Consider the following 11,084-nt stretch of genomic DNA (forward strand, 5'->3'; position numbering starts at 1 on the left):
AATGTCAACCGAGATCACATCCGAATTTGTCTGGCACAACATCCCGCCGCGCCCGCGCGACAGCCACAAGGGCAGCTTTGGCACCGTATTGGCTGTGGCAGGCAGCGCATATTACCGAGGTGCGGCCCTGCTGGCTGCCGAGGGTGCGCTGCGCACCGGTGCGGGCATTGTAACGCTGGCCAGCGTGGAGCCGGTATTGGCAGCTGCGGTGGCCCGCCTGCCGGAATGCTGCCTGTGTCCCTGCGTGGTGGGGGCCGAAGGCGGCATCTCACCGGAGAGCATTCCACAGCTCCAGCGCCAGAAGGCGACGGTGCTGCTGCTGGGCCCGGGCCTTGGCGGTACAGCCCAGAGCACAGGCCGCGCGGCCGAAACACGCACGCTGGTGCAGAAGCTGCTGCCCGGCTTTGCAGGCAGCGCGGTGCTGGATGCGGACGGCCTGAACGCCGCCGCGCAGCTGCTGGCCGAGGGCAAAACGCTGCCGCACCCGGCGGGAGAGCTGATCGTGACCCCGCACCCCGGCGAGATGGCCCGGCTCACCGGGCTTTCGGTGGCGCAGATCAATGCGGACCGTGAAAATACTGCCTGCCAGTATGCAGAAAAATGGAACGCTGTGGTGGTACTCAAGGGCTGCCGTACCGTGGTGGCTGCACCGGATGGCCGCGTGTGCACAAACCCTACCGGAAACCCAGGCCTTGCCCGGGGCGGCAGCGGAGATGTACTGGCCGGTATGACGGCGGCCCTGCTGGCCTGCGGCCTGCCTGCATACGAAGCTGCGGCCTGCGCGGTGTATCTGCACGGTGCCGCTGCCGACCGTGCCGCTGCTGCGCTTGGCGAGTACGGAATGCTGCCGCATGATATCTTGTCCCAGCTGGGCCGGATATTTGCGGAAAACCACAGATAAAAAGAAAAGGGGTGTCTCTCTGTCTGCCGAAGAGACACCCCTTTTAACATTGCATCACATCGCCAGCACTTCGGCCCACTTTTCCTCGGCTGCCGGGATGCCAAGCTCCATGTTTTCCTTGCGGCTGCGGTGCTCACCCATGCCGGGGCAGCGCACCTCACGGCCCGGCTCTGCAGGCTCACTGGATGCCACATCGGCGGCAATGGCATCAATGACGGCATCGGTGAGGTCGGCGGACTGGAACTTTGCAGGATCAATGGCGATCATGATCTGGGTCAGGCCCACTTCATCGCCAAAGGTGCCGATCGTTGCCACCGAGTTTGCGCCCGTCAGGATAGTACCGATCATATCCAGCAGGATGGAAAGACCGCTGCCCTTCCAGTAGCCAATGGGGATCATGCGGCGGGTCTCTTCAATGGCAGCGGGGTCGGTGGTCAGGCTGCCGTCTGCATCGTAGCCGCCTACCACAGGCAGCTGTTTGCCGGCCAGACGCATCGTTTCCAGCTTGCCGTAGCTGAACTGGCTCAGGGCACAATCCACCATGATGTGCTCCCCGTTCGAGCGCGGCACGGCCAGAATGAGCGGGTTGTTGCCGATGTGGTTGTCCTTTGCGCCCCATGCAGGCATGTTGGGGCAGGTGTTGGACCAGCAGATGCCGATGCAGCCCGCGTCTGCGGCCTGCCAGCCGTAGGTGCCGCCGCGCATCCAGTGGTTGTTGTTGCCCAGCGCCACCATGCCAATACCGAACTGATGTGCCAGCTCTACGGCACGGTCCATGGCGTGCTTGGCGTTCAGAGGGCCAAAGCCGCGCTTGCCATCCCAGCGCTCCATGGCACCAAAGCTGGCAATGCACTCGGCCTCAGCGGCGGGATCAATCTCGCCCTTGCGCAGGTATTCCACCACGCGGGGGAAGCGGTTCAACCCGTGGCTGAACACGCCGGCCAGACTGTTCTGGGCAAAGATCTCGGCTGCTTCGTGGGCACGCTTTGGGCTGAAACCGTATTTGGTCAGGACCCGCTCAAATTCGGCCAGCATCGTCTCGTAAGCAATGCGCATGGATTGTACCTCCTGTATGTAAAAAGTAATAAACAGATCGTTACACTTATTATAACAAGCGGCGGCGCGGTGCGCAAGATGTGCGGCCGGCATCAGTGCAGGCGGTGAAAGGAGTACACGAGCACACACCGACAGCTATGTGAAAAAACAAATGAATATACGAACTTCATAATTTTTTAAGAGTTATTTTGTGAAAAAGTCATATTGAAAAACGAAAAGAGGATTGATATACTAATACCACAATATCCAGTTGGACATGTTACTGGTAATGCAGGCAGGATCTGATGGAATGACGAATACCTTTTCTTTTGGGTGAATTGTAGCCAGATACTATGATTCCGGGAGAAATTGTACATGGGGTCATTCTGTTGGGTCTTTTTTCTTTTGTCCGCTTCGGCCGGGCGGCAGGGAAATGCCACCACACACAAGATAAAGGAGAACAAAATGAAGAACTACAAGCAGACTGCCTCCGACGTGCTGCGTTTGGTTGGCGGCGAGAAGAACGTTGTGCAGGTCGAGCACTGCTCCACCCGCCTGCGCTTCACTCTGGCAGACACCTCCAAGGTGGATGCTGCAGCCCTGAAAAAGACTGCCGGCGTTATGGGCGTTATTTCCAGCGGCCCGCAGTGTCAGGTGGTCATCGGCAACGATGTTATCGAAGTGTACGATGAGCTGCTCAAGCTGGGCACCTTCAACGCAGGTCAGGCTGCAGCTCCCGCTGCCCCCAAGGGCAAAAAAGAGATCGGCGGCATTATTCTGGACTACATGGTCGGCATCTTCCAGCCGCTGGTCCCCGCCATTGCAGGTGCAGGCGTTCTGAAGGCTCTGATGGTGCTGCTGAGCACTCTGGGCCTGATGAGCAGCGGAGATATCGCCTATAAGGTGTTCGTCGGCGTGGCAGATGCAGCTCTGTACTACCTGCCCGTCATGGTCGCCTTCACCACTGCAACCAAGTTCAACTGCAACAAGCTGGTGTCTGTGGCTCTGGCTGCTGCCATGATCCACCCCAGCGTTTCCGCTCTGCTGGCTACCGAGGGCGGTGCTTACTTCCTCGGCATCAAGCTGCAGAACATCGCTTACGGCGGCCAGGTGTTCCCGGCCATCCTGACCGTCATTTTCATGTCCTTTATTGAAAAGTGGGCCAACAAGTGGTGCCCCAAGGCCATCCGCGTGTTCTTTGTGCCCATGCTGTGCTTCGGCATTGGCTTCCCTGTGGCACTGGTCGTCCTCGGACCTCTGGGCTACAACATCGGTGCTCTGCTGACCACCGTGATCCTGGCTCTGTACAACACGCTGGGCTGGCTGGCCGTTGCTCTGCTGGCTGCCGTGCTGCCCTTCATGATCTCCATGGGCATGCATAAGGCTCTGGTCCCCTACGCAGTTGCTTCTATTTCTGACCCCGGCTTTGAAATGCTGTACATGCCTGCTTCTCTGGCACACAACATCTCTGAGGGCGGTGCCTGCCTCGGCGTTGCACTGAAGACCAAGGACGAGAACCTGCGCGCTACCGCAATTTCCGCTGGCATCTCCGGCCTGTTCGGCATCACCGAGCCTGCTCTGTACGGTGTTACCCTGCAGCACAAGAAGGTCATGATGTCCGTTGTGGCCTCCAGCTTCATCGGCGGTCTGTTCGTTGGCCTGATGAAGGTCAAGGCATTCGTTGCCATGGGCCCCGGTCTGGCTGGCATGGCCATGTTCGTTGACCCGGATAACGGCAAGAACATCCTGTGGGCTGCAGTTGGTCTGGTGATCTCTGTTGTGGCTTCCTTCGCACTGTCCTTCTTCCTGTATAAGGACGAGACCCCCGCAGAGGATGAGACCGCTGCACCCGCTCCCGAGACTGCTGCAGACGCAGCAGCTGCGGATTCCACCATCAGCAGCCCCCTGCAGGGCAAGGCCATTGCTCTGGAAGAGGTCAAGGATGAAGTTTTCTCCCAGAAGATCCTGGGCGACGGCATTGCCGTGGTGCCCGAGAAGGGTGAGCTGTACGCTCCCGCTGACGGCGTGATCGAGTCCGTGTTCGGCACCAAGCACGCCATCTCCATGAAGACCAATGCCGGTGCTGAACTGCTCATGCACATCGGCATGGATACCGTCAAGCGCGACGGCAAGGGCTTTGATCCGCAGGTCAAGGACGGCGAGACTGTCAAGAAGGGCCAGCTGCTGATGAAGTTTGACCTTGACGGAATCAAAGCAGACGGTTATGATGTAACTACCCCCATCGTCGTGACCAACGCCGATGAGTTCACCATCAAGACTGTGGCCGAGGGCGCTGTGGTGCCCGGTGCCGCACTGCTGAAACTGGAGGCAAATAAATGAGTTTCCCCAAAGGCTTTTTCTGGGGCGGCGCTGTTGCCGCGAACCAGGTAGAGGGCGCATGGAACGTGGATGGCAAAGGCCCCAGCGTGGCCGATGTTGCCACCTACAAGCCCAACACCGACGTGAAGGATTACAAGTCCCATGTTGCCATGGACGACGCACACATTGCTGCCGCCATGGCCGACCCGGATGATACCTATTATCCCAAGCGCCGCGGCATCGACTTCTACCATCATTACAAAGAAGACCTGAAGCTGTTTGCCGAGATGGGCTTTACCATGCTGCGCGTTTCCATTGCATGGACCCGCATCTTCCCCACCGGCGAGGAAGCAGAGCCGAACGAAAAGGGCCTGCAGTTCTACAGCGACCTGTTCGCTGAGATGCACAAGAACGGCATCGAGCCGCTGGTCACGTTGAGCCACTATGAAATGCCGCTGGCACTGGCCACCAAGTACAATGGCTGGGTGGATCGCCGCGTGATCGACTGCTTTGCAAAGTTCTGCCATGCGTGCTTTGAGCGCTACAAGGATCAGGTCAAGTACTGGCTCACCTTCAACGAGGTGGACAGCGTGATCCGTCACCCCTTCACCACCGCCGGCATCATCCCCAGCCGCGTGCCCGAGGATAAGATGCTGGAGACCTGCTATCAGGCCCTGCACCACCAGCTGGTGGCCAGCGCTATGGTAGTAAAGGACTGCCACGAGATCATCCCCGGCAGCAAGGTGGGCTGCATGCTGACCAAGCTCACCACCTATGCCCGCACCTGCGCACCCGATGATGAGCTGGCTACTCAGGCAAAGAATCTGGAAAACCTGTTCTACGCCGATGTGCATGTCTGGGGCGAGTACCCCCGCCTGATCCTCAAGATGTTCGAGCGCAAGGGCATCCATGTGGAAATGCTGCCCGAGGATGCCGCCACCCTGAAGGCAGGCTGTGTGGACTTTGTTTCCTGCAGCTACTATATGACCATGACCGAGTCTGTGGACCCGAACGCAGAGCGTACCCCCGGCAACACCGTGCTGGGTGTCAAGAACCCGTATCTGCCCTCCACCGACTGGGGCTGGCAGATCGACCCCAAGGGCCTGCGCTACAGCCTGATCGAGCTGTATGACCGTTACCGCAAGCCGCTGATGGTGGTGGAGAACGGCATGGGTGCCAAGGATGTGGTGGAGGCCGACGGCTCCATCCACGACCCCTACCGTGTAGAGTACTTCCGCCAGCACATCAGCGAAATGGGCAAGGCCATCGATGAGGGTGTTGAGATGTGGGGCTACACCACATGGGCACCCATCGACCTGATCTCTGCATCCACCAACCAGATGTCCAAACGCTATGGCTTTATCTATGTGGATCAGGATGATCTGGGCAACGGTACTCTGGCCCGCAGCCGTAAGGACAGCTTCTACTGGTACAAGAAGGTCATTGCTTCCAACGGCGAAGATCTGGACTAAGCGGCAGTCTTAAGGTTTCAACGGAAGGAGGAGGGACCGATGCACATTCAGAAGGTGCTGAACAGCAGTGTTGTGCTGGTGCAGGATGACAGCGGCGAGGAATCCATCCTGCTGGGCAAGGGCATCGGCTATGGCCGCAAGGCGGGCGAGCCCATTGAACGGCAGCCCTCAGACCGCGTGTTCCTTCCATTGTCCAACCCGGACGCACAGCCTATGCTGGAGCTGTTTTCCAGCATTCCGGCATCCTATCTGGAACTGACGCAGGACATTGTGGACGACGCAGAGCAGTCGCTGGGAGTCAAGCTTTCGGCGCACATCTATCTGCTGCTGACCGACCACCTGCATTTTGCAGTGGAGCGCCAGCAAAAGGGTCTTGTGGTGACCAACCGCATCTTCTGGGAAATCAAGCATTTTTATCCCAAGGAGTACGCGGTGGGCCAGCGCGGCCTGCAGAAGGTAAAGGCAAAGCTTGGCATCGAGCTGCCGGACGAAGAGGCAGGCAACATCGCCTTCCATATCGTCAACGCCCGGCAGGACCCGCAGGCCGGCTACGATGCCATGCGGGCAGCGCAGCTGATCGGTGAGCTGTCCAACATTGTCACCTACAGTATGCACTGCCCGGTGAGCACCGAGAGCATCCACTATGCGCGGTTCGTGAGCCACCTGCAGTATTTTGCCGAGCGGTTCTTCTCCGGCAAACTGATGGACAGCGAAGACGACTTTTTGTTCCAGCAGATGCAGCAGAATTATCCGGCAGCGGTGACCTGCGCGGAAAAAATACGCACCTTTGTGCTGCGCAAGTACGGCGTGTTTTTGCCCAACGAGGAAACCGCCTATCTGGCACTGCATGTGGCGCGGCTGACGAGCGGCAAATAAAATCAGAAAAAGGGGAGAGCTGCCTTGCGGAAGGCGGCTCTCCCTTTGGGTTTTGAAAAAGGGAAGGGGAAAGGAAAAAACAATGGAGATAAGTCTGTTATTGATGCAGCAGATCGCACAGCTGTTCCTCATTCTGATCATGGGCTATGCTGTGGTCAAGGTAGGGCTGCTGAAGGCCAGCGACAGCCGGGTGCTCTCGGTGGTCATGGTGTATCTGGTCACGCCCTGCGTGATCATCAACGCATTCCAGATCGACGATACGCCGGAGATCCGCAAGGGCCTTTTGTACTCCATGGCTATTGCGGCGGCTATCCATGTAGTGCTGCTGGTGCTCAGCGCCCTGCTGAGCCGCCCGCTCAAGCTGGATGCCGTGGAACAGGTGAATGTGATCTACAGCAACGCCGCTGCACTGGTGATCCCGTTGGTCAAGGCTCTGATGGGCGATGCGTATGTCATTTACTCCTGCGCATTCATCATTGTGCAGCTGGTGCTGCTGTGGACCCACGCCAGTTCCCTTTTGCAGGGCAGCAGTGCGCTGGACTGGAAAAAGGTTCTCACCAATATCAACATGATCGCCATTGCAGCCGGTGCACTGCTGTACTGGTTCCGTGTGGTGCTGCCTACACCGCTGCAGAATACCATGAGCACAGTGGGCAACATGATGGGACCGATGGGCATGCTGCTGGCCGGTATGGCCATTGCAGAAAAGCCGCTGCGGGAGGTGTTCTGCACCCGCCGCAACTATCTGCCCACAGTGCTGCGTCTGGTGGTATGCCCGCTGGTGGTTCTGGTGCTGCTGTGGGTCTGCCATGCATCCAGCTGGGTGGCCGACGGCAAGAACATCCTGATGACGGTCTACCTTGCCGCCATCACCCCTGCCTGTGCTACTGTTACCTCCATGGCTCAGCTCTATGACCGCGATGCGGCGCATTCCAGCGCGCTGTATGTGCTGACCACTCTGCTTTCCATTGTGTCTATGCCGGTAATGATCGGCCTGTTCGATCTGCTGCTGTGATGAGCTGCGCTTATTCCCTCTGCCAAAATACAATAGAAAGGAACCAACCTCAATGAATCAACCCAGAGACAAGGGCCTGAACGGCAACGAAAAGATCGAGCAGGCGGTAGCCGCCCTGCAGCAGGAGCCCACACAGGAACAGCTGGCCCACACCCTTACCGTGATCCGGCGGCGCATAAAGGAGCATGGCCAGCTTGTCGTGGCGGTGGAGCCCAATTTGGGCAGTGAACAGATGCAGCTGCGGGCCATCCGGACGGCCGATGGCGCAAGCTGGTGGTATGCATTCACCAGCTTTGACGAGGAAATGAAGGGAGCCGAGCCGGTGCAGTCCACCTTTCTTGTGGATATGGAAAAGCTGTTTGATGCAGCGCTTGCCGTGCCGGAGATCAGCGGGATCATCCTGAACCCGTGGAACCGCACCATCCAGCTGGATAAGACCCTCATCCGCATTATCAAGGGTGCATGAGTGCGCACCGCAAACCTGCGATACATGGAGGAAACAAAAATGTTCAGACCCATGAGAAGAGCCAGCCGCGCCATCCCGGAAGAAGCTGCAAAGCACCTGCTGCAGCAGTCCCGGCGGGGCGTGCTGGCAGTGAACGGCGACAACGGCTATCCCTTTGCGATCCCGGTAAATTATTACTACGATCAGGAGCACGACAAAATCTACTTCCACGGTGCAAAGTCCGGCCAGAAGGTGGACGCGCTGAAACAGAATGATAAGGTATGCTTTACCGTTTACGGCAACGAACACTTTGAGCCGGGCGACTGGGCACCTTATGTGCAGAGCACCGTGGTGTTTGGCCGCTGCCATCTGATCGACGATGCCGCTGCTACCGAGGCCCGCGTGCGGGAGCTTGGCATGAAGTATTACCCCGGCAAGGAAGAGGTGGAAAAGGAAATTGCGCTGGACATCAAGGCCGTGCAGCTTTACGAGATCACCATTGAACACCTCACCGGCAAACAGATCCAGGAAAAGTAAAAATAAAACAGGGGACTGTTGCAAAATAAAAATGCGATAGCAACTTGCACAAAGAAATAGCACAAAATCAAAAACCCGGAGCCTTTTTTAAGCCGTTTTGGCTGTGAAAAGGTTCCGGGTTTTGTGCATTGGTTTTTCAGAAAGCTATTTTGCAACAGTCCCGTATGGATCAGTTTGCAGGGAAAGGCCCGGCGGTTATCTGTGTTCCGGGCGCGTGGGGGCCGCCTTGGTCAGCATCTGCTGGAACTTGCGGGCTGCCGTGTTCAGCGGGCGGTGATGGTCGTACACAAGGCAGATGGAGCGCTGAGGGATGATCTCCTGCAGATGCAGCTGCACGATCTCACCGCGGGCCAGTGCATCCTGTGCCATGGTCTGGGGCAGGAATGCAATGCCCAGCTCACTTTTGACAAGGGTCAGCATCTGGTCGGTGGTGGCAGCCTCGGTATCCGGCTTCAGCACCGCACCGTGATCCAGAAAGAACTGCCGGTAAAAGGCGCGGGTCATGCTTTCGTCGCTCAGGGAGATCAGCGGATAATTGTTCAGCTCCTTCAGCGAAAGGTTCTGGCTGGCAAGGGCAGTAAAGGTCCTGCCGCCCACAAGCACCTCATAAAAGGGCTTCAGCTCCACCATTTTCAGGCCGCTTTCCACCTCGGCAGGGGTGGTGATGACGGCAAAATCCACCTCGCCGTTTTTCACGGCCTGCAAAGCCTGCGGCGTGGAGTGGTTGGAGATGCGCAGGCGGATGCCGGGATAGTCCGTGTGGAAGGCGCGCAGCTTTTCTGCAAGGTAGATGTTCAGCGCAGTTTCGGTAGCGCTGATGCTGATCGCACCGTGTTCCAGCGTGGCGCTGGCGCTCAGCTCTTCTTCTGCATCCTGGATCTGCACCGCCGCAGATGCAATGCGGGAGTAAAGCAGTTCACCCTCCGGGGTAAGGGTAACGCCGCGGTTGGAGCGGATGAACAGTACACAATTCAGCTGGCTTTCCAGCCGGTTCATCGAGTGGGTGATGTTGGGCTGGTTGTTGCCCAGCACCCGCGCGGCTTTGGTGAAATTCTGATATTTCGCGACATAATAAAAGATTTTGTAATATTCCCAGTCCACATACATGGCGGCGTGCCCTCTTTCATGTCAATTTTGTATCGTGATCATGTGCAGGATACTTTTTACACATTCTCTGCTTGCTAGTATAATAACACCGCAATCAAAAATTGCAAGAGGGAATTCAAAAGTATAAAGTGGTTTGAACGGAGGCGGTTCTTATGTCTGAGATCAAAAAGGTCGTGCTGGCCTATTCCGGCGGTCTGGATACTTCCATTATCATCCCATGGCTGAAAGAGCATTACAACAACTGCGAGGTCATTGCAGTGTGCGGCAATGTGGGCCAGAAGGGCGAGCTGGAAGGTCTGGAAGAGCGCGCCAAGGCAAGCGGTGCTTCCAAGCTGTACGTAGAAGATCTGACCGATGAATTTGTGGAGGATTACGTCATCCCCACCATGCAGGCCGGGGCCGATTACGAGGGCTATCTGCTGGGCACCAGCTTTGCACGACCCATTCTGGCAAAGCGTGTGGTGGAGATCGCCCGTGCCGAGGGTGCAGATGCCGTGTGCCACGGCAGCACCGGCAAGGGCAACGATCAGGTGCGCTTTGAACTGGCCATCATGCACTTTGCACCGGACCTGAAGATCATCACTCCGTGGCGTGAGTGGGATATCCAGAGCCGTGACGAAGAGATCGACTATGCCGAGGCACATCACATCCCGCTGAAGATCAACCGCGAGACCAACTACTCCAAGGATAAGAACCTGTGGCACCTGAGCCATGAGGGCCTTGACCTTGAGGACCCGGGCAACGAGCCGCAGTACGATAAGCCGGGCTTTTTGGAGCTGGGTGTCAGCCCCAAGACCGCACCGGACAAGTCCGAGTTCGTGGAGCTGGCATTTGAAAAGGGCGTGCCGGTGAGCCTGAACGGCGAAAAGATGAAGCCCGCCGTCCTCATTGCCAAGCTGAATGAGATCGGCGGCCGCAATGGCATCGGCCTGTACGATGTGGTGGAGAACCGTCTGGTGGGCATGAAGAGCCGCGGTGTGTACGAGACGCCCGGTGGTACCATTCTCTATAAGGCTCATGAGGTGCTGGAAACTCTGACTCTGGATAAGCTCACTGCCCACAAAAAGCGCGAGCTGGCCATCACATTTGGTGAGCTGGTCTATGACGGCCAGTGGTTCAGCCCCCTGCGCAAAGCTCTGAGCGCCTTCGTCACCTCCACGCAGGAAAACGTTACCGGTAAGGTGCGTCTGGAGTTGTACAAGGGTAACATGATCAATGCCGGTGTCTGGTCTCCGTATTCCCTCTACCGTGAGGACATTGCAACTTTTGCCGCCGGCGGCGACTACAAGCAGAGTGATGCTACCGGTTTTATCAGCATCTATGGTCTGCCCACCAAGGTACAGGCTATTGTAAATAACGAAAAAGAAGGTAAATAAG

At 57.5% G+C, this 11,084-nt stretch carries 10 protein-coding genes; 8 read left to right on the forward strand and 2 right to left on the reverse strand.

From position 1 onward, the window contains the following. Position 1 precedes the first annotated feature (1 nt). The gene (locus DWY76_RS04850) at positions 2 to 901 is read left to right on the forward strand and encodes an NAD(P)H-hydrate dehydratase (RefSeq protein ID WP_120080150.1); all 900 of its coding nucleotides are present in this window, start codon (positions 2 to 4) and stop codon (positions 899 to 901) included. A gap of 54 nt (positions 902 to 955) precedes the next feature. Here DWY76_RS04850 and yiaK read toward each other — a convergent pair whose 3' ends face one another. Next, the gene (yiaK, locus tag DWY76_RS04855; protein WP_120080152.1) at positions 956 to 1,957 is read right to left on the reverse strand and encodes a 3-dehydro-L-gulonate 2-dehydrogenase; all 1,002 of its coding nucleotides are present in this window, start codon (positions 1,955 to 1,957) and stop codon (positions 956 to 958) included. A gap of 444 nt (positions 1,958 to 2,401) precedes the next feature. On the opposite strand from yiaK, the gene DWY76_RS04860 reads away from it, so the two are divergent. The 6 genes from DWY76_RS04860 to DWY76_RS04885 all read left to right on the forward strand — a co-directional run bounded on the left by DWY76_RS04860 (position 2,402) and on the right by DWY76_RS04885 (position 8,600). Then, on the forward strand, positions 2,402 to 4,276 hold the full coding sequence (locus DWY76_RS04860; RefSeq protein WP_120080154.1) for a beta-glucoside-specific PTS transporter subunit IIABC: 1,875 nt from the start codon (positions 2,402 to 2,404) through the stop codon (positions 4,274 to 4,276). After that, positions 4,273 to 5,727, forward strand: a complete 1,455-nt coding sequence (locus DWY76_RS04865) for a glycoside hydrolase family 1 protein (RefSeq protein ID WP_120080156.1) — start codon at positions 4,273 to 4,275, stop codon at positions 5,725 to 5,727. Before DWY76_RS04860 ends, DWY76_RS04865 begins: the two co-directional genes overlap by 4 nt. 39 nt (positions 5,728 to 5,766) lie before the next feature. Continuing rightward, positions 5,767 to 6,603: a PRD domain-containing protein gene (locus DWY76_RS04870; protein WP_005945634.1), complete on the forward strand. Its 837-nt coding sequence runs from the start codon at positions 5,767 to 5,769 to the stop codon at positions 6,601 to 6,603. Positions 6,604 to 6,685: 82 nt separating this feature from the next. Then, the gene (locus tag DWY76_RS04875; RefSeq protein ID WP_120080158.1) at positions 6,686 to 7,618 is read left to right on the forward strand and encodes an AEC family transporter; all 933 of its coding nucleotides are present in this window, start codon (positions 6,686 to 6,688) and stop codon (positions 7,616 to 7,618) included. A 52-nt stretch (positions 7,619 to 7,670) separates the two neighbouring features. Next, entirely contained in the window at positions 7,671 to 8,084 is a 414-nt protein-coding gene (locus DWY76_RS04880; RefSeq protein ID WP_097775308.1) for an SseB family protein, read from the forward strand. Positions 8,085 to 8,123: 39 nt separating this feature from the next. Continuing rightward, complete coding sequence (locus DWY76_RS04885) at positions 8,124 to 8,600, forward strand: pyridoxamine 5'-phosphate oxidase family protein (protein WP_044954198.1); 477 nt, start codon at positions 8,124 to 8,126, stop codon at positions 8,598 to 8,600. A gap of 195 nt (positions 8,601 to 8,795) precedes the next feature. Here DWY76_RS04885 and DWY76_RS04890 read toward each other — a convergent pair whose 3' ends face one another. Further along, a complete protein-coding gene (locus tag DWY76_RS04890; protein ID WP_120080160.1) occupies positions 8,796 to 9,707 on the reverse strand; it encodes a LysR family transcriptional regulator in 912 nt (303 codons plus the stop codon). 152 nt (positions 9,708 to 9,859) lie between these two features. Here DWY76_RS04890 and DWY76_RS04895 point away from each other — a divergent pair, with 152 nt between their 5' ends. Continuing rightward, on the forward strand, positions 9,860 to 11,083 hold the full coding sequence (locus tag DWY76_RS04895; protein ID WP_097775311.1) for an argininosuccinate synthase: 1,224 nt from the start codon (positions 9,860 to 9,862) through the stop codon (positions 11,081 to 11,083). Position 11,084: the final 1 nt, after the last annotated feature.

This window comes from Faecalibacterium sp. AF27-11BH (assembly GCF_003603005.1).
Classification (GTDB): Bacteria; Bacillota; Clostridia; order Oscillospirales; family Ruminococcaceae; genus Faecalibacterium; species Faecalibacterium taiwanense.